Raw genomic sequence first — 16481 nt, forward strand, 5'->3', positions numbered from 1 at the left:
GGACATAGCAACCAGGGTACCGAAGACCGCTGACCATAGGCTGGCCGAATGAGCGGCGAAGACGCGGAGATCGAGTGGCACGAGGCGCGCGCGGCGAACCTCGCGAACTGGGAGGAGCGCGTGCCGCTGCATGAGCAGGCCTACGGTCTCGACGCCTACGACGACCCCTCGCACCTCTCCGACGTCGTCCGACACGACCTGACCACGCTTTCGCGATTCCTGCCGAGCATCGAGGGCCTCGACGTCTGCCACCTGCAGTGCCACATCGGCACCGACACGCTCTCGCTCGCGCGGGCGGGGGCCAGGGTCACGGGCGTCGACTTCTCGCCCGAGGCCCTCGCCTCGGCGCAGCGTCTCGCCGAGCGCCACGGCGTGGAGGCGACGTGGGTGCAGACAGACGTGCTCGACGCGCGCGCCGCGGTGGAGGGCGACTTCGACCTGGTCTACACGAGCATCGGCACCATCACCTGGCTCTCGGACCTCGACCGCTGGGCCGCGCAGATCGCCGGACTGCTGCGTTCGGGCGGCCACTTCTACATCCGGGACGGGCACCCCGCGCTGTACTCGCTCGACGAGGACGCCCCGGACCTCCGGATCGCGTACCGCTATTTCCCGAACGGCCAGGCACAGGCCTGGGACGAGGACAGCACGTACGCCGGCGACGGGAAGCTCACCCGCACCCGCACCTACGAGTACCCGCATCCGATCTCCGAGGTGCTGAACGCCCTCGTGGGGGCGGGTCTGCAGATCCTGCGCCTCGAGGAGGACACCACCCTGCCGTGGCTCTTCAGCTCGCGCATGGTCGAGGTGGAGGGCGGCTACGCGTGGCCCGAGGGGGAGCGCGATCGCGTGCCGTGCACCTTCACGCTGGTGGCACGCAAGCCCTGACCGGGGGTGCTGTCAGGGCCCGTCGGTAGGATCGGACGGTGCCCGTGAATCCCGAACTGGTCGGTCGTGAGTTCCCGCCGACGCCTCCGTATCTCGTCGGTCGCGAGAAGGTGCGCGAGTTCGCGCGCGCCGTGTTCGCCGACGCTCCCGCCCACCACGACCCCGAGGCCGCCCGCGCCCTCGGCTACGCCGACGTGGTCGCGCCGCCGACCTTCGCGATGGTGATCCAGGATCTGACGCTCCAGCAGCTGCTGAGCGAGCCCGACTCGGGCATCGCGCTCGAGCGCACCCTCCACGCCAAGCAGTCGTTCGCGTGGACGCGCCCCCTCGTCGCCGGCGACGAGGTCACGGGACGCATCTCCGTCACGGGCGTCCGCGCCATGGGCACGGGCGCCATGGTCACCAGCCAGACCGAGATCACCGACGCCGAGGGCGCCCACATCGTCACCGCGACGTCGGTGCTGCTGATCGGAGGAGACGAATGACCGCTCTCACGCAGCTCGCGGTCGGCGAGGTCGTCGCCGAGCGCACGGTGCACCTGACCCGCGAGTCGCTGGTGCGCTACGCGGGCGCCTCGGGCGACTTCAACCCGATCCACTACCGCGACGATGTCGCGCGGCGCGTGGGCCTCGAGGGCGTGCTCGCCCACGGCATGCTCACGATGGGCCTGTCGGTGGCCACCATCGGCGAATGGCTCGGCGACCCGGGCCGCGTCGTCGACTACGCCGTGAACTTCTCCAAGCCCGTGATCGTGGATCCCGAGACCGGAGCCGACGTGCACGTCATCGCCAAGGTGGGGCAGCTCGACGACGAGACGGCGCGCATCGACCTGACCGTCACGTTCGCCGACACCGCGGTGCTCGGCAAGGCGCAGGTGCGCGTCCGGAGGGCCTGATGCCCGAGGCCCTGCCGATCCCGCTTGCGCAGCTCACCACGCTGCGCGTGGGGGCAGCGCCCGCGCGCATGATCGATGCGCCGACGCGCGAAGAGCTCATCGCCGCGCTGCGCGACGTGTGGGCCGATCCCGACGAGCCGTGGTTCGTGCTCGGCGGCGGATCGAACCTGCTCGCCGGCGACGAGGCGTTCCCCGGCACGGTGATCCGGATCCTCACCCGGGGCTTCGAGATCGTGCCGGGCGCGCCCGAGGGGTACGTGCGCGTGCGCGTCGAGGCCGGTCAGAACTGGGACGAGCTGGTCGCGTGGAGCGTCGCTCAGGGGCTCAGCGGCATCGAGGCGATGTCGGGCATCCCCGGCACCGTGGGCGCCGCTCCCATCCAGAACGTCGGCGCCTACGGTCAGGAGATCGTCCAGACCCTCGTCGAGGTCGAGCTGATCGACGAGGAGACGGGCGACGTGTCCACCGTGCCCGCGTCCGAGCTCGGGCTCGGCCCTCGCACGTCCGTGCTGAAGCACCACTACGGATCCGTCGCCCCGCGCTCGGCCGTTGTGCTCTCGCTCACGCTCGACCTCGCACACGTGGGCCACGAGCCGCGGGTCGTGGCCGATCCGCGCCTGCGTTCCGCCCTCGCCCTGACCCCGGATCAGGCGGCGTCGGTCTCGTGGATCCGCGAGACGGTGCTCGCGATCCGCGCCTCCAAGGGCATGGTGCTCGACGACGCGGATGCCGACACGTGGAGCGCGGGCTCGTTCTTCAACAACCCGATCGTCGCGGAGTCGGTCGCGCGCACGCTGCCCGAGACCGCGCCGCGCTGGCCGCTCGGCCGCGTCGACGACGGCGCCACCGTGATCCCGCTGGCCCAGTGGGACGGCCAGCTGCCGCCGCCGCAGCCGGTCGAGCGCACGGTCAAGCTGAGCGCCGCCTGGCTGATCGAGAACGCCGGCCTGCCCAAGGGCTACGCGCTGCCGCGCTCGCGCGCGTCGCTGTCGACCAAGCACACCCTCGCGCTGACGAACCGCGGGGGCGCCACCGCCGAGGAGGTCGCCGAGCTCGCGCGCTTCGTGCAGAGCCGCGTGGCCGCCGAGTTCGGCATCGTGCTGATGCCGGAGCCGGTGCTGGTCGGCGTGCAGCTGTGACTCGCTGACAACACGTGCTCTCAGCGAGAACACGCCGGATCTGCGCAGATCAGGCACGTCGCCGCTGACACCACGTGTTCTGAGCAACACAAAGGGCCCGGATCCGCGGATCCGGGCCCTTTGGCGTGCGTCAGCCGAAGAGGCGCTGGAGGCGCTGGACACCCTCGAGCAGGGCGTCGTCGCCGAGGGCGTACGACAGGCGGAGGTAGCCCGAGGGGCCGAAGGCCTCGCCGGGGACGACCGCGACCTCGGCCTCGTCGAGGATGAGGTCGGCCAGCTCGAGCGACGTCGTCGGCGTGCGACCCGCGAACGTGCGGCCGAGGAGGCCGCGCACATCCGGGTAGGCGTAGAAGGCGCCGAGCGGGTTCGGCACGGTCACGCCGTCGATCTTCGACAGCTCCGAGACGATCAGGCGGCGACGGCGGTCGAACGCCTCGTGCATCTTCTCGGCGTCGTCCTGCGGGCCGTTCAGCGCCGCGGCGGCGGCGATCTGGGCGACGTTGTTGACGTTGCTGCTCAGGTGCGACTGCAGGTTCGCGGCGATCTTGATGGCGTCGGCGGGGCCGACCATCCAGCCCACACGCCATCCGGTCATGGCATAGGTCTTGGCGACGCCGTTGACGAGGATCGTCTGGCCGGCGAGCTCGGGCACGGCCTCGACGATGGAGACGGCCTTGGCGCCCTCGTAGACGAGGTTCTGGTAGATCTCGTCGCTGATGACCCAGATGCCGTGAGCCAGGGCCCACTCGCCGATGGCCTTGGTCTCCTCGGGGGTGTAGACCGAGCCGGTGGGGTTCGAGGGCGACACGAACACGAGCACCGTGGTGCGGTCGGTGCGCGCGGCCTCGAGCTGCTCGACCGTGACCTTGTAGTCCTGATCGGCACCGGCGAACACCTCGACGGGCACGCCGTCGGCCAGGCGGATGGCCTCGGGGTAGGTGGTCCAGTACGGCGCGGGGAGCAGCACCTCGTCGCCCGGGTTCACCACGGCCTGGAAGGCCTGGTAGACGGCCTGCTTGCCGCCGTTGGTGACGACGACCTGCGACGCGGCGATCTCGAGGCCGGAGTCGCGGCGGGTCTTGGCGACGATCGCGTCCTTGAGCACGGGCAGACCCGCGGCCGGCGTGTAGCGGAGGTTCGCGGGATTGCGCAGCGCTTCGGCGGCGGCGTCGACGACGAACTCGGGTGTCGCGAAGTCGGGCTCACCGGCGGCGTAGGAGATGACGTCCTTGCCCTCGGCCTTGAGGGCTTTGGCCTTGGCATCCACCTTGAGGGTGGCGGATTCGGCGATGGCGGAGAGCTTGCGGGAGAGAGGCGCGCGGTCGGTCACGCGTCGAGTCTATTTGGGCGGTGCGTGCGCCCGAAACCCGCTCGGCGCACACCGCGCGCACACCGCGACATCCCGGAAACACGGCGCACGTAGGCTGATCGTCATCCAGCGGCCATCCGCGCTCGGGAGGTGACGTGAGGCCAGGAGAGCTCGTGCCGATCCGCGACGACGCCGCCCCGCGCGTCGTCGAGCGGATCGCCCTCGTGCGCGCCGCGGGCGCGGTGCCGCTGGTCGGAGATCCGCGCTGGTCGGCCTCCCACTGGCAGCAGGTGCAGGATGCCGCGTCGCGGGCGGAGCCGGATCCGCAGATCGCGTGGGCGGCCGTCACCAGCGGCAGCAGCGGCCGTCCCCGCATCGTGCTGCGCACCGCCGCGTCGTGGTCGTCGTCGTTCCCCGTGATCGCCGACCTGCTGGAGGCCGGACCGGATGACGCGGTGGCGCTGCCCGCTCCGGCGGTCTCCTCGCTCACGCAGTTCTCTCTCGCCCACGCCGCGGAGGGCGGTCCTCGACCCCTGCTGCCTCGGGGCCGCGCTCTGGTGGCGCAGGACTTCGCCGAGGCGACCGTCCTGCACGGCACACCGCAGGCGCTGCGCGCGCTGCTCGACGCCGAGGGCTCCCCGCGCCTGCGGGCGGCCCTCGTCGGAGGATCGCATCTGGATCCGGCCCTGCGCGCCCGCGCAGAAGCTGCCGGAATCCGCGTCGTCGCGTACTACGGCGCGGCCGAGCTGTCCTACGTGGCCGCCGATCACGGATCCGGCCTCGCCCTCCTGCCCGGCGTCGAGGCCGACGTGCGGGACGGAGAGCTGTGGGTGCGCTCCGCGTACGTCGCGGCGCGCTACCTGGACGGACCCCTGCGCCGCGACGGCGAATGGATCGCCTCGGGCGACCGGGCGACGCTCAGGGACGGGCGCGTGCACCTGCTCGGGCGCATGGACGACGCCATCCTGTCGGCGTCGGCGACGATCGTGCCCGAGGAGGTGGAGGCGCAGCTGCGCACCCTGCCCGGGGTGCGCGACGCCGCGGTCGTGGGGCTGCCGCACCGCACCCTGGGCGCGCTGGTCGCGGCGGTCATCGAGCCGGATCCGGATGCCGCCCCCTCGCTCGACGACCTGCGCGGCGCGGCGGCCGCGGTGCTCGCCCCGGCGCACCGGCCGCGACGCTGGTTCATGGGGCCGCTGCCCCGTACGGCATCCGGAAAACCTGCTCGCGCCCAGATCGTGCGCGAGATCCAGACGGGGGAGTGGGTGCGCCTTGTCTGAGAACGCCCCCATCATCGTCGCCGCTCGCCGCACGCCCATCGGCGTGCGAGGCCGCTCCCTGGCCTCGCTCGAGGTCGCCGATCTCGCCGCCGCCGTCGTGCGCGCGACGCGTGACGACGCCGGGGCCCTCTCCGGGGGACCGGTCGAGATCGCCGACGTTGTGCTCGGCAACTGCATGGGCCCGGGCGGCAACCCCGCCCGCGTGGCGGCGCTGCAGGCGGGCCTCGGCGTGCAGGTGCCGGGCTCGACGGTCGACCGCCAGTGCGGCAGCGGCCTCGCCGCGATCCTCGACGCCGCGAACGCCGTGCGCCTGGACGGGCGCACCCGGATCGCCGGGGGCGCGGAGAGCGCCTCCACCGCCCCGGCGCGCATCCGGGACGGGATCGCCTACCGGCAGGCGCCGTTCGCGCCCGCCGGCTTCGGGGATCCGGACATGCTCGCGGCCGCCGAGGCCCTCGCCATCCGCGACGGCCTCACCCGCGAGCGTCAGGATGCCCACGCGGCCCGCAGCCACACCCGCGCCGGCGCGGCGCGCGACGCCGGCCGCTTCGACGCGGAGATCGTGCCCGTCGGCGCGGTGCGCCGGGACGACGGCATCGGCGTCCGTCCGGCGCTGCTGCCGCGACTGGAGCCGCTGTTCCCGGGCGGCACGGTCACCCCGGGCAGCGCGACGCGCGTGAGCGACGGCGCCGCGGCCGTCGTGATCGCCGACCACGGGCACGGGCTCGCGATCCGCGCCCAGGCCATCGTCGGGTGCGACCCCGCGCTGCCCGGGATCGGGGCCGCCCCGGCCGTGCAGGCGGCGCTGGACGGGCTTGGACTCGGGGCGGCGGACATCGCGGCCTTCGAGATCGTCGAGGCGTTCGCCGCGCAGAGCCTCGCCGTGCTCTCGCGCCTGGGCATCGCCGACGACGACCCCCGCGTCTGCGCGGACGGGGGCGCCCTCGCGCTCGGTCATCCGTGGGGTGCGAGCGCGGCGGTCGCGGTGGTGCGCCTCTTCAGCCGCCTCGTGCGCGACCCCTCTCCCGGAGCCCTCGGGGTGGCAGCGGCGTCGGTCGGCGGCGGCCTCGGGATCGCCCTCGTGGTCGAGGCCGTGTGAGCTCGAAAGCGCCGCTGATCGGCCGCCGGGAACACGCGCGGGCGTCGGCCGTGGTTCGCGGGCCCTCAGACCATGTCGTATGCTTGGGAGTGCATCAGTTGTCTGCATTCTTTCGCCGTGCCCTGATCCGGTTCTTCGAAAGGTGAAGACGACCATGAGATCCCCGGATCTCTAGGGCGGTAGCTCAATTGGCAGAGCAGCGGTCTCCAAAACCGCAGGTTGCAGGTTCGATTCCTGTCCGCCCTGCGCGTCAGCATCAGCTGACTCACGAAAGGCAGTCAATGGTCCAGGACGCAGCGAGCGGCGACGTCGTCGCGGCAGGCACGACCGGCGAGAAGAAGCCCGGCTTCTTCGCCCGCATCGTGATCTTCTTCCGCCAGGTCATCGCCGAGCTCCGCAAGGTCGTCACCCCGACCCGCTCGGAGCTGCTGAAGTTCACCGCGGTCGTGCTCGGGTTCGTGCTCGTCATGATGGGCCTGGTCTACGGCCTCGACTACGTCTTCACGTGGGTCTCGCAGGTCGTCTTCGGAGTCCCCGCCTGATCTGACGCAGGATCGGATGAACGTTCGTTCATCCGTCGCGTGAACGGAAGAGATGGATTCCAGTGTCTGAGAAGCACGTCGACGACGCCGATTGGGCTCCCGCAGCCGAGCAGTCGAGCGAGGAGGACGAGGCCCAGGAGGGCAACGTCCTGTACGAGGATTCCCACTCGAGCGACGCCGCCGAGCGCCTCGCGATGCACATCGACGGGGACGAGGACGACGCCGACGAGGACGTTCGCGACGACGAAGACATCGAGATCGACGACCCGGAGGCTGACGCGATCGTGAACGACGCACTGCACATCGACGAGACCGAAGAGGTCGAGGCCGCCGCCGAGGTCCTCAACGACTCCGCCGCGGAGGAGCAGGCCGAGGCCGAGGCCGCCGCTGCCGAGGAGATCGCGCCCTACGACGGCCCCGACGTGAACGGCGACGACGAGGAGCTGGGCGAGCAGTCCGGCGACGAGGAGTCCGACGACGAGTCGTCCGACGACCCGTACGAGGCGTTCCGCGCCGAGCTGCGCTCCCTCGAGGGCAAGTGGTACGTCATCCACTCCTACGCCGGCTTCGAGCGCAAGGTGAAGGCCAACATCGAGCAGCGCAAGTCGACGCTCGAGGTCGAGGACGACATCTACCAGGTCGAGGTCCCGATGGAGGACGTCGTCGAGATCAAGAACGGCCAGCGCAAGATGGTCACCCGCGTGCGCATCCCCGGCTACGTGCTGGTGCGCATGGAGCTCAACGAGGACACCTGGTCGGTTGTGCGCCACACCCCGGGTGTCACGGGCTTCGTGGGCAACGCCCACAACCCGACGCCGCTGCGCTTCGAAGAGGCCTTCAACATGCTCAAGCCGCTCGTCGAGATCAAGGAGGCGCAGGCCCAGGCCAAGTCGGGCGCGCCCAAGGGTCAGGCCGCGCAGGCGCGTGTCCTCACCGCCGAGGTCGACTTCGAGATCGGCGAGACCATCACGATCAAGGAGGGCTCGTTCGCGGGTCTTCCCGGCTCGATCAGCGAGATCAAGCCCGAGAGCGGCAAGCTCACGGTTCTCGTCTCGCTCTTCGAGCGCGAGACCCCGGTCGAGCTGTCGTTCGACCAGGTCACCAAGATGATCTGACCGACTTCGGTCCGCACGCGAACGCCCCGCCCGGCTGCTGCCGGCGGGGCGTTCCGCGTTCGCGAGGGCCCGCGAACGTGCGTCAGACGAGGGCCGAGATCAGCTCCTCCGCACCCGTGCGCATCCGCTCGACCGCGTCGCCGTCGCCCCGCAGGTGAGCGATCAGCGTGTTGAGGAAGAGCCCGTCCACCAGCGCATAGGCGGTGCCGGGGGTGATCGACGGCTCACGCCCGGCGAGCTCGGCATGACGCTCGACGATGGCCCAGACCATGTCGGTCAGCAGGGCGTCGATCGCGATGATGGTGTCGCGGAAGCCCTCCTCGAACAGCGCCTGGTTGCGCAGGTCGTACCAGAGCCGGTGCAGGGTCGCCTCGTCGCGAAGCGTCGCCGCCATGGCCTCGGCGACCCCCGCCGCGAGCTCATCGGGCGTGCGGGCGGCCGCGACGATGCCGTCGTAGCGCCGGGCGCACTGCGACTTGTGCTGCCAGACCGCCTGCGCGATCAGGTCGTCCTTGCTCTCGAAGTAGTAGTGGAGAACGCCGGTCGACAGCGCACTGCGGGCGGCGACGTCGCGCAGGCCGGTTCGTGCGAACCCCTGCTCGGCGATCACCGCGAGAGCGGTCTCGGCGAGTTCGCGGCGGCGGGCGGCGAACTTGTCCTCCCTGGCGCGCTCGGCGCGCGCGGTGACGCTGCTCATGGCCCCTCCTGCCCTCGGGGTCTCAGTGTAGGAGCCGCCGGGTGCGGGGACCAGGGTGATCTGGACGACCGTTCAGTGAAGGCTGGACACTCGGCCAGAAATCTGCTGTGCTGGGTGGAGCGTCTCCGCCCGCCGCGGATGCCCAGATCTTCGAGGCGGGCCTGGTGCGCGACGATCGTGGCGGGACGCCAGGAGGGGGAGCGCCCCGCCACGGTCCCTCCTCTTCTGGTAAGCTCTTGTGGTTCGCGCCCTGTCTGCGCGAACGACACCGCCACAGGGGGACCCGGATCATCCGGGTCGGTCCTGCGTGCGGGAGAGCGGATGCAAACCGGCACCGCTCGATGAGAGGAAGAGGAAATGGCACCTAAGAAGAAGGTGACCGGCCTGATCAAGCTTCAGATCAACGCCGGTGCAGCCAACCCGGCGCCGCCGATCGGTCCGGCCCTGGGTCAGCACGGCGTGAACATCATGGAGTTCTGCAAGGCGTACAACGCGGCGACCGAGTCGCAGCGCGGCAACGTCATCCCCGTGGAGATCACCGTCTACGAGGACCGCAGCTTCACGTTCATCCTGAAGACGCCGCCGGCCGCCGAGCTGATCAAGAAGGCCGCGGGCGTGGGCAAGGGCTCTGCCACGCCGCACACCGTCAAGGTCGCGAAGCTCACGAAGGACCAGGTCCTCGAGATCGCGAAGACCAAGCAGCCCGACCTGAACGCGAACGACCTCGAGGCTGCCTCGAAGATCATCGCCGGCACCGCCCGTTCCATGGGCATCACGGTCGAGGACTGAGGGAGATAACGATCATGGCTACCAAGTCCAAGGCTTTCAAGGCTGCCGTCGAGAAGATCGACGCCGGCAAGCTCTACACGCCCACCGAGGCCGTCGCGCTCGCGAAGGAGACCGGTTCGGCGAAGTTCGACTCGACCGTCGAGGTCGCGCTGAAGCTCTCGGTCGACCCGCGCAAGGCCGACCAGATGGTGCGCGGCACCGTTATGCTCCCGCACGGCACGGGCAAGACCGCCCGCGTCATCGTGTTCGCGAACGGTCCGGCCGCTGAGGCCGCCATCGCCGCGGGCGCGGATGAGGTCGGCGGCGCCGAGCTCATCGAGAAGGTCGCCGCCGGCTGGACCGACTTCGACTCGGCCGTCGCGGTTCCCGAGCTCATGGGCCAGGTCGGTCGTCTGGGTAAGGTGCTCGGCCCGCGTGGTCTGATGCCGAACCCCAAGACCGGCACCGTGACCCCCAACCCGGCCAAGGCCGTCGAGGAGATCAAGGGCGGCAAGATCGAGTTCCGCGTCGACAAGCACGCCAACGTGCACTTCATCGTCGGCAAGGCCTCGTTCGGCGCCGAGCAGCTGGGTGAGAACCTCCAGGCCGCTCTCGACGAGATCGTGCGCCTGAAGCCGTCCTCGTCGAAGGGCCGTTACATCCAGAAGGGCGCCGTGTCGACCACCTTCGGTCCCGGCATCCCGCTGGACGTCAACAGCATCGCCTGAGACGCTTCCGCGTGACGCAGAAGGCCCCCACCGTCAGGTGGGGGCCTTCTTCGCGTGGGGGTTCAGGCGTTCGGGCGGATCTGGAACCCGTCGCCGAGCGGCGTGGCGAATGCGCCGCCCGCCGTCTCGAGTGAGGTGACCTCGGCCCCCGCGGGGCCCTGCTCCATCCAGGCGAGCGCGGTGTCGACGGCGACGGGATCTCCGACGAGCACCGCCTCGACGGCGTCATCGCGGCGGTTGCGCACCCAGCCGGTGAGCCCGTGCTTCTGGGCGAACTGCTGCAGAGCGAAGCGGTAGCCGACGCCCTGCACTCGCCCGTGGACGATCACGTGGACATGTCTCATCTCGTCTCCTTCGTCGCTCGGGCACCGTCGTCTCATGCGTCACGGGCCGCGATGCACCGCCTGGATTCACATGATGGACCGCGGCGATATGTGGCGGAAGGGGGCGCGTCAGGAGAGCGCGAGACTCGCCGCGAGGGCCAGCATGGCCACCGCGATGAGGGCATCGAGGATGCGCCACGAGCGCGGGGAGCGAAGCAGCCGGGCGGCGTACCGCGAGGCGTAGGCGAGGAACGTGAACCAGATCACGCTGCCGAGTACGGCGCCGGCGCCGAACAGCCAGCGCAGGTCGCCGTAGCCGGCCGAGACCGACCCGATCAGGAACACCGTGTCAAGGTACGCGTGCGGGTTGAGCCACGTCATGGCCAGGCACGACAGGATCGCGGGAACGAGGGTGCGCGTCGGCGCGGCGACCGCCGTCACCTCCCGCGTCAGCACGGCGGCGGTGCCCGTGCCGAGCGACAATCCGGAGTCGGATCCGGCGTCGGATCCTGATCCGGAGCCCGCGGGAGTCGGGGCAGGCTCGTCCACCACAAGCGTCTGACCGCTCGGGCGCCAGGCGCGCCACGCCGCGGAGAGGCCGTAGAAGACGAGGAAGGCGACGCCGAACCAGCGGACGACATCGAACAGCCAGGGCACGTGGCGCACCACGGCACCGAAGCCGGCGACGCCGGCGGCGATGAGCAGCGCGTCGCTCGCCATGCAGATCAGAGCCAGCACAACGATGTGCCGACGCAGGATGCCCATCCGCAGAAGGAAGATGTTCTGTGCCCCCGGCGCGATGATCAGCGAGAGTGTGAGACCGAGACCGGCGATGAGCGCGGTGAAGCCGGGGGAGGAGAGGGGGATAAGCACGGATCGACGTTAGGCCCGGATGGGAGGCCAACCAAACAGACCTTCACGATCCTCACTCCACGTAAGCTCTGCTTCATGTGGATCGCACCGGATCTCGCGGCCACGGTCGCCGCGATCGTCGACACGGGCAGTCTCGACGGCGCCGCCCGGGCGCTGCGCATCACCCCGTCGGCGGTCAGCCAGCGCCTGCGCACCCTCGAGGGGCAGCTCGGCCGGGTGCTGGTCGTGCGCTCCAAGCCCGCGCGGGCCACCGAGGCCGGCGCCGTGGTGGTGCGGCTCGCCCGTCAGTACGCCGTGCTGGGGCACGACGCGGGCGTCGAGCTGGGCCTCGAGGGCCCCGGGCGGATGCACGTGCCGATCGCGGTCAACTCCGACTCGCTCGCGACGTGGTTCCTGCCGGCGCTCGAGCCGATCGTGCGTGCGCACGACATCTCGCTCGAGCTCCACCGCGATGATCAGGACCGCACGATCGCGCTGCTCGAGGCGGGCACGGTGACCGCGGCCGTCACGTCGCAGCGCGACCCGATCGCCGGCTGTGTCGTCACCGCGCTCGGCGCGACGGTGTACGAGCCCGTCGCCTCGCCGGCGTTCGTCGAGCGCTGGTTCCCGGCCGGGTCGTCGCTTGACGCCCTGTCGTCGGCGCCCGTGCTCGACTACGACCGCACCGACGACCTGCAGTCGCAGTGGCTGGCGGAGCGGGGCGTGGATCCCTCGCGTCCGCCCCGGCACTATGTGCCGGCATCGGAGGACTACGCCACGGCGATCCGGCTCGGGTTCGCCTGGGGGCTGCTGCCGCCCATGCAGTCGCAGGCGGCCCTGGAGACGGGCCGGCTGGTGCGGCTCGACGGGCCGCACGTCTCGGTGCCGCTCTACTGGCAGCAGTGGAACCTGCGGTCGCCGCTGCTGAGCGACATCCGCGAGGCCGTCGTCGCCGCCGCCAGAGCAGCCCTGGAACCCGCCTGACGTCCCGACGCGACCCGGGTGCGACGGATCCGGCGTTGCCTCAGGGTGGTTGTCGGACCCGCGGGTTAGGGTCGTCAGGTGACGCCCGAACTGCAATCCCGGATCCTCGCGGACTCCCGCGACCGGGTGGGCTGGCTGCGGGCCCGCGCGCGTGGCATCACCGCGACCGACGTCGCCAACCTGACGAGCGACAAGGCCATCACACGCGTGGCCGATCAGAAGCTCATGGGCTCGCGCTTCTCGGGCAACTCGTACACCGATCACGGTCGGCGCCGCGAGCCGGAGATCGCCGCCTGGGTGGCGGCGACTCACGGCATCCAGCCGTCGAGCGCCCTCTTTCACGCCGTCGTCGAGAGGCGCCACCTGGCCACGCCCGACGGCGTCGGCCTGGACGCCCATGGCCGGCTGCGCCTGGCCGAGATCAAGACCACCAACAAGCCGTTCCGGTCGATCCCGCGCACCTACCTGCGACAGGTGTGGTGGCAGCAGCACGTCACGGGCGCCGAGCGCACGCTGTTCGTGTGGGAGGAGCACCGCGACTTCCAGCCGGTGCACGACGAGCCGAAGTCGATGTGGATCGACCGCGACGAGCGCGAGATCGGGCAGCTCGTGCGCCTTGCCACCGCCCTCATCGACGAGCTGTATCACCGCACCACCGGCAACGCCCGCCCCGTGGCTCCCGAGGCACCTGCTCCCGTGCCGGTCTCGAACCGCGAGAGGCTGCGCGAGCGCGACATCTTCCGCGCCCTCGCGCTGTCCGACTGAGGCGCCGCCTGGCGGCCCCGGCTCGGCGCGGCCCCGTCTCGGCGCGGCCCCGGCTCGAGGCGTTATTCGTTCGCGGCACGCACCTCGTCGAGGGCGCCCGCGACGAGGCGGGCACGTTCGATGCCGATCACGTCGATGAAGTGCTCACGGTTGATCTCGGCGGTGAGCGCGCGCAGCTCGATCGCCATCTCGCGTCCCTCGGGCGTCAGGATGAGCTGCGTCACGCGGCGATCGCCCGGAACCGGGGTGCGCTCCACGAGGCCGCGGGCACACAGGCGGTCGGCGATCTTCGTGTAGCCGCCGCTGGTGAAGCTCGCGCTGCGTGCGAGCTCGGTCATCGTGCCGCAGCCCGACTCGCGACCGCCGAGCACGACCATGGTGTCGACCTCGGCCTCGTTCAGGCCGAAGCGCTCCCGGAGGACGGCCAGCAGGCGGCGGTGCGCGATGCCCGCCGCCCGGATGACCGACCCCCACAGCTCGATCGCGTCGTCGTCGCTGATCTTCTCTGTGCGGGCCACGTCGTCCACCCTATTCGCGGGGAGAGCCGTCGGTCCGGCGCGCCGGCACGAGGTTCACGATCAGCGCGACCGCGGCCAGAGCGATCACCGCGAGCAGGACGATCCGAGTCGCGATCTGCAGAGGCAGGATGGCGGCGAGCCCGCCGATGGTGAGGATCGGCACGGCGAGAGCGCCCTGGGCCGCCACGAAGTAGGTGGCCACCGAGCGGGCGTGGAGAGCGTGCGGCACGGCCGATCCCACCGCGCGCAGCCCGCCAGAGAAGGTGAGGCCGGCGCCGAAGCCGCCGAGCACGGTGCCGATCGCGAAGATCGCCAGCTGCTCTGTCTCGAAGCCGATCAGCACGAGCGCGAGCGATGCGATGAGGATCGGCAGGCCGACCAGCACGATCACGCGCGGCGCGAAGCGGCGACCGAGCAGCTGAGCGATGACGCCGATCTCGAAGAGCACGAAGGTGGCAAGGCCCGCCACGGCGAGGTTGTGCACATCGAGCGACTGCGCGATGAAGCGCGGGGTGAGGCTCGAGAACAGGCCCAGCAGAGTGAAGGTCGGCACCACGGCGAAGGCGGCACGCACGTAGACCCCGAGCGCCGAGCGCGGCACGCCGATGTTGAGACGGGCGCGCAGACGCGACGGATCGGCCGTGCGGTTCGTCTCCGGCAGCAGCAGCGCGAACACCGTGGCGATCACCGTCAGCGCGAGGAACACGATGAACACGAGCATCGTCGGCATCACGAGGTACTGGGCGAACACGCCGGCGAGCAGCGGCCCGAGGCCGAGGCCGCCCATGTTCGCGACCGTCGACACGACCTGCGGAGTGGCCGTGTTCTCGCCCTCGTAGGCCTCGGCCAGACCCGCGGTCACCGCCGAGGTGATGAGACCCACGCCGATGCCCGACAGGAGGCGCGCGATCAGCAGCACGGCGACGGATCCGCCGATCAGGAAGAGCACCGCGGATGCGACCGTGATGAGCACGGAGGCGATGATCAACGGCCGGCGGCCCACCTGATCCGACAACCCTCCGGCCACCACGAGGGCGAGCAGGGTGCCGAGCACATAGATCGCGAAGATCCACGTGGTGACGGAGGCGTCGAAGCCCAGTTCGGCGCCCCACAGCGTGTAGAGCGGGATGGGAAGGGTGCCGCCCGTGGTGAGAAGGGCGAACGTGAGAGCCATCGCGAGGAAGGCGCCACGCCGCCCGAGCCGGGCGCGAGGACGGATGCGAGAGCGGACGGGGGAGACGGTCATTTCGACGGCCCGGCTTTCTGGGTGCGTGGGAACAGGACGGTGGAGGAGGAGTCGCACGGCGGCGGCTCCGCCCAGCCCGAGGGCGGCGGCCGCGAGGCCGACCCACCCGGGAAGGCCGGTGAGCCCGAGGAGGGCGTCGACCGACCAGGCGCCGGGACCGGTGAGGCCCAGCGCGATCGAGAGGATCACGAGCACCAGGGGGTACTCGATGCCGTCGTGCTGCACCCACAGGCCCTTGGTGGCCTTGACGGTGAGGGCGACGGCCATGACCCCGGTCGCGGTCGCCGCCGCGACCGGAGTCAGCGCTCCGAACAGGAAGAGGACGCCGGCGAGGATCTGACCCCCGCCCGCGGCGAGGGCCGTCAGCCGGCCTCCCCGGAATCCGTCGTCGGCGAACTCGCGGCTGCCACCGTCGAGTCCTTCGCCTCCGAACAGATGGGACACCTTCTGAAGTCCGTGCCCCGCGAGGAAGAACCCGAGCACCAGGCGCAGCGCCAGCAGTCCGAGGTCGATTCCCATGTCCAGCTCCTTCTTCTCGTTCGTCTCGCGGCCGGGGGCGACGGATCCGGTTCGGGTCCGGATCCGTCGCCCAGCGGGCCGGTCAGCCCGCGTTGCCGCCGATGAACTCGCCGGCGTAGAACAGGCCGAGGCCGTACGAGCCGCCGTGCTCCTTCACGACGTCGGTCGTGGCGGCGTAGGTCTCACCGCGCGCCCAGTCGCGCTGCAGCTCGAGCAGCACCTGAATCCACGTGACCGGCACGGCGCCGGCCTGCACCATGCGCGTCACGGCGTTGTCGTGCGCGACCTTGGTGACACCGCCCGAGGCGTCGGTGACGACGTAGACCTCGTAGCCCTGAGCGAGTGCCGAGAGCGTGGGGAGCACGATGCAGACCTCGGTCCACAGGCCCGAGATGACGATCTTGCGTCGACCGGTGGCCTTGATCGCGTCGACGACGCTCTGGTCCTCCCAGGCGTTCATCGTGGTGCGGTCGATCGGCGTCTGCTCCGGGAACACGGCCTGCAGCGACGGCTGGATGCTGCCCGAGAAGCCCTTCGCGGCCACCGTCGTCAGGATCGTCGGCACGTCGAAGGCCTTTGCCGCCTTCGCAAGGCCCACGGTCGCGTTGATGATCGACTGGCGGTCATCCGATCCGACACCGAAGTACATCTGCGGCTGGTGGTCGACGAAGAGGAACACGGCGTTGTCGGGCGTGATCAGGTCATCGCTGGGGGTGGCCGTGATGTTGTCCAGGGTGAAATCGGTCATTGCTCTTTCTTTCTCTTGGGTCCGCCTCGTGAGCGGGGTTCGGGTCCGTCGGGTGACGGAGGTTCG

At 70.9% G+C, this 16481-nt stretch carries 19 protein-coding genes and 1 tRNA gene; 13 read left to right on the top strand and 7 right to left on the bottom strand.

Annotated features, from left to right (window positions below):
* The first annotated feature begins 48 nt into the window (after positions 1-48).
* Genes J5V96_RS06355 through J5V96_RS06370 form a run of 4 tightly spaced genes read left to right on the top strand, consistent with a single transcriptional unit; the run spans position 49 to position 2922 of the window.
* A complete protein-coding gene (locus J5V96_RS06355) occupies positions 49-888 on the top strand; it encodes a class I SAM-dependent methyltransferase (protein ID WP_208501825.1) in 840 nt (279 codons plus the stop codon).
* A gap of 38 nt (positions 889-926) precedes the next feature.
* Positions 927-1373: an FAS1-like dehydratase domain-containing protein gene (locus J5V96_RS06360; RefSeq protein WP_208501827.1), complete on the top strand. Its 447-nt coding sequence runs from the start codon at positions 927-929 to the stop codon at positions 1371-1373.
* Complete coding sequence (locus tag J5V96_RS06365; RefSeq protein WP_208501829.1) at positions 1370-1783, top strand: MaoC/PaaZ C-terminal domain-containing protein; 414 nt, start codon at positions 1370-1372, stop codon at positions 1781-1783. The genes J5V96_RS06360 and J5V96_RS06365 overlap by 4 nt, the downstream gene beginning before the upstream one ends.
* Positions 1783-2922 carry a UDP-N-acetylmuramate dehydrogenase gene (locus tag J5V96_RS06370; protein WP_208501830.1) on the top strand — a complete coding sequence of 380 codons (1140 nt, stop codon included), beginning with the start codon at positions 1783-1785 and terminating at the stop codon, positions 2920-2922. Before J5V96_RS06365 ends, J5V96_RS06370 begins: the two co-directional genes overlap by 1 nt.
* Positions 2923-3052: 130 nt before the next feature.
* On the opposite strand, the gene J5V96_RS06375 is transcribed toward J5V96_RS06370, so the two are convergent.
* Positions 3053-4252 carry a pyridoxal phosphate-dependent aminotransferase gene (locus J5V96_RS06375; RefSeq protein WP_208501833.1) on the bottom strand — a complete coding sequence of 400 codons (1200 nt, stop codon included), beginning with the start codon at positions 4250-4252 and terminating at the stop codon, positions 3053-3055.
* Between the two features lie 152 nt (positions 4253-4404).
* Between J5V96_RS06375 and J5V96_RS06380 the strand changes: the two genes are divergently transcribed.
* The 5 genes from J5V96_RS06380 (at position 4405) to nusG (ending at position 8267) form a co-directional block, all read left to right on the top strand.
* The gene (locus J5V96_RS06380) at positions 4405-5511 is read left to right on the top strand and encodes a class I adenylate-forming enzyme family protein (protein ID WP_307793543.1); all 1107 of its coding nucleotides are present in this window, start codon (positions 4405-4407) and stop codon (positions 5509-5511) included.
* Positions 5504-6610 (top strand): thiolase family protein, encoded by a 1107-nt coding sequence (locus J5V96_RS06385; RefSeq protein ID WP_236014534.1) that lies wholly within the window; start codon positions 5504-5506, stop codon positions 6608-6610. Before J5V96_RS06380 ends, J5V96_RS06385 begins: the two co-directional genes overlap by 8 nt.
* Before the next feature lie 173 nt (positions 6611-6783).
* A tRNA-Trp gene (locus J5V96_RS06390) sits at positions 6784-6856 on the top strand.
* A 35-nt stretch (positions 6857-6891) separates the two neighbouring features.
* Positions 6892-7152: a preprotein translocase subunit SecE gene (gene secE, locus J5V96_RS06395; RefSeq protein ID WP_208501837.1), complete on the top strand. Its 261-nt coding sequence runs from the start codon at positions 6892-6894 to the stop codon at positions 7150-7152.
* Between the two features lie 62 nt (positions 7153-7214).
* Positions 7215-8267 (top strand): transcription termination/antitermination protein NusG, encoded by a 1053-nt coding sequence (nusG, locus tag J5V96_RS06400; RefSeq protein ID WP_208501839.1) that lies wholly within the window; start codon positions 7215-7217, stop codon positions 8265-8267.
* An 82-nt stretch (positions 8268-8349) separates the two neighbouring features.
* Here nusG and J5V96_RS06405 read toward each other — a convergent pair whose 3' ends face one another.
* Positions 8350-8964: a TetR/AcrR family transcriptional regulator gene (locus J5V96_RS06405; RefSeq protein ID WP_208501841.1), complete on the bottom strand. Its 615-nt coding sequence runs from the start codon at positions 8962-8964 to the stop codon at positions 8350-8352.
* A 357-nt stretch (positions 8965-9321) separates the two neighbouring features.
* On the opposite strand from J5V96_RS06405, the gene rplK reads away from it, so the two are divergent.
* The gene (gene rplK, locus J5V96_RS06410) at positions 9322-9753 is read left to right on the top strand and encodes a 50S ribosomal protein L11 (protein ID WP_208501843.1); all 432 of its coding nucleotides are present in this window, start codon (positions 9322-9324) and stop codon (positions 9751-9753) included.
* Positions 9754-9767: 14 nt separating this feature from the next.
* Positions 9768-10460, top strand: a complete 693-nt coding sequence (gene rplA, locus J5V96_RS06415; protein WP_208501845.1) for a 50S ribosomal protein L1 — start codon at positions 9768-9770, stop codon at positions 10458-10460.
* Between the two features lie 62 nt (positions 10461-10522).
* Here the strand turns inward: rplA and J5V96_RS06420 are convergent, their stop codons facing one another.
* Positions 10523-10804 carry an acylphosphatase gene (locus J5V96_RS06420; RefSeq protein ID WP_208501847.1) on the bottom strand — a complete coding sequence of 94 codons (282 nt, stop codon included), beginning with the start codon at positions 10802-10804 and terminating at the stop codon, positions 10523-10525.
* Between the two features lie 108 nt (positions 10805-10912).
* Positions 10913-11656 carry a LysE/ArgO family amino acid transporter gene (locus J5V96_RS06425; protein WP_307793544.1) on the bottom strand — a complete coding sequence of 248 codons (744 nt, stop codon included), beginning with the start codon at positions 11654-11656 and terminating at the stop codon, positions 10913-10915.
* A 75-nt stretch (positions 11657-11731) separates the two neighbouring features.
* Here J5V96_RS06425 and J5V96_RS06430 point away from each other — a divergent pair, with 75 nt between their 5' ends.
* Both J5V96_RS06430 and J5V96_RS06435 read left to right on the top strand, forming a co-directional pair.
* Positions 11732-12619, top strand: coding sequence for a LysR family transcriptional regulator ArgP (locus J5V96_RS06430; protein WP_208501849.1), 888 nt, complete (start codon positions 11732-11734; stop codon positions 12617-12619).
* A 78-nt stretch (positions 12620-12697) separates the two neighbouring features.
* Positions 12698-13384 carry a YqaJ viral recombinase family protein gene (locus J5V96_RS06435; protein ID WP_208501851.1) on the top strand — a complete coding sequence of 229 codons (687 nt, stop codon included), beginning with the start codon at positions 12698-12700 and terminating at the stop codon, positions 13382-13384.
* Between the two features lie 62 nt (positions 13385-13446).
* On the opposite strand, the gene J5V96_RS06440 is transcribed toward J5V96_RS06435, so the two are convergent.
* The 3 genes from J5V96_RS06440 to J5V96_RS06450 all read right to left on the bottom strand — a co-directional run bounded on the left by J5V96_RS06440 (position 13447) and on the right by J5V96_RS06450 (position 16415).
* Entirely contained in the window at positions 13447-13902 is a 456-nt protein-coding gene (locus J5V96_RS06440; protein ID WP_208501853.1) for a MarR family winged helix-turn-helix transcriptional regulator, read from the bottom strand.
* Between the two features lie 10 nt (positions 13903-13912).
* Entirely contained in the window at positions 13913-15667 is a 1755-nt protein-coding gene (locus J5V96_RS06445; protein WP_208501855.1) for an MFS transporter, read from the bottom strand.
* 82 nt (positions 15668-15749) lie between these two features.
* Entirely contained in the window at positions 15750-16415 is a 666-nt protein-coding gene (locus J5V96_RS06450) for a hydrolase (RefSeq protein WP_208501857.1), read from the bottom strand.
* Positions 16416-16481 lie beyond the last annotated feature (66 nt).

This window comes from Microbacterium stercoris, assembly GCF_017592545.1.
Classification (GTDB): domain Bacteria; phylum Actinomycetota; class Actinomycetes; order Actinomycetales; family Microbacteriaceae; genus Microbacterium; species Microbacterium stercoris.